This is a genomic window from Nocardiopsis potens DSM 45234 (assembly GCF_000341105.1).
Taxonomy (GTDB): Bacteria; Actinomycetota; Actinomycetes; order Streptosporangiales; family Streptosporangiaceae; genus Nocardiopsis_A; species Nocardiopsis_A potens.
This window is the reverse complement of the sequence record NZ_ANBB01000119.1, coordinates 1-1,439: the sequence shown is the minus strand read 5'-3', so window position 1 is coordinate 1,439 and position 1,439 is coordinate 1. Positions and strand designations below refer to the sequence as shown.

Genomic DNA, 1,439 nt, shown 5'->3' with positions numbered 1-1,439 from the left:
TCTCGCTACTCATGCCTGCATTCTCACTCGCACGCCCTCCACGACACGGTCACCCGGCCGCTTCACCGAACGCACGACGCTCCCCTACCAACCCGCACAAACGTGCAGGCTCCACGGCTTCGGCGGTGTGCTTAAGCCCCGCTACATTATCGGCGCAGAATCACTTGACCAGTGAGCTATTACGCACTCTTTAAAGGATGGCTGCTTCTAAGCCAACCTCCTGGTTGTCTCAGCAACTCCACAACCTTTCCCACTTAGCACACGCTTAGGGGCCTTAGCCGATGATCTGGGTTGTTTCCCTCTCGACCACGAAGATTATCCCCCGCAGTCTCACTGCCGCGCTCCAACCTGACCGGCATTCGGAGTTTATCTGACGTCAGTAACCTTGTCGGGCCCATCAGCCAAACAGTAGCTCTACCTCCAGCAGGCAACACGCGACGCTGCACCTAAATGCATTTCGGGGAGAACCAGCTATCACGGAGTTTGATTGGCCTTTCACCCCTACCCACAGCTCATCCCCCAGGTTTTCAACCCTGGTGGGTTCGGGCCTCCACGACCTCTTACAGCCGCTTCACCCTGGCCATGGGTAGATCACCCCGCTTCGGGTCTGCAGCATGCGACTCAAACGCCCTATTCAGACTCGCTTTCGCTACGGCTACCCCACCCGGGTTAACCTCGCCACACACCACAACTCGCAGGCTCATTCTTCAAAAGGCACGCCATCACCCGACAAGGGGCTCTGACGGCTTGACAGCACACGGTTTCAGGAACTATTTCACGACCCCTCACCGGGGCACTTTTCACCTTTCCCTCACGGTACTAGTGCACTATCGGTCACCAGGACGTATTTTGGCTTAGCAGGTGGTCCTGCCAGATTCACACGGAATTTCACGGGCTCCGCGCTACTCGGGACTGCACCAACGCCCAGGCTCTTCCTTCGCCTACGGGACTCTCACCCACTACGGCACCGCTTCCCAACGGCTTCGACTAAAAGAACCATCAGCGCACCCGGCCGGCAGACCGGGAACAGGCACATCCCACAACCCCGCGAACGCAACGACTGCCGTCTATCACACGCCCGCGGTTTAGCCACATCCCCTTTCGCTCACCACTACTCAGGGAATCACTATTGTTTACTCTTCCTGCGGGTACTGAGATGTTTCACTTCCCCGCGTCACCACCAACCGCCCTATACATTCAGGCGGCGGCAACCCGACACGACTCGGGCTAGGTTTCCCCATTCGGACACCCGCGGATCAAAGCTCGGTTGACAGCTCCCCGCGGCCTATCGCGGCCTCCCACGTCCTTCATCGGCGCCTGGTGCCAAGGCATCCACCGTATGCCACTATCACTTGGCCACCACAGATACAAGATGCTCGCGCACACTATCCACGAATCAAAACACCAGCCACAAACCCACCTACAACACCCACAACCCA

General features: G+C 58.2%; 1 rRNA gene. It reads right to left on the bottom strand.

The annotated features are described in order from the left end of the window. A 23S ribosomal RNA gene (locus D459_RS0130160) occupies positions 1 to 1,359 on the bottom strand; the annotation flags it as partial. Between the last annotated feature and the right edge of the window lie 80 nt (positions 1,360 to 1,439).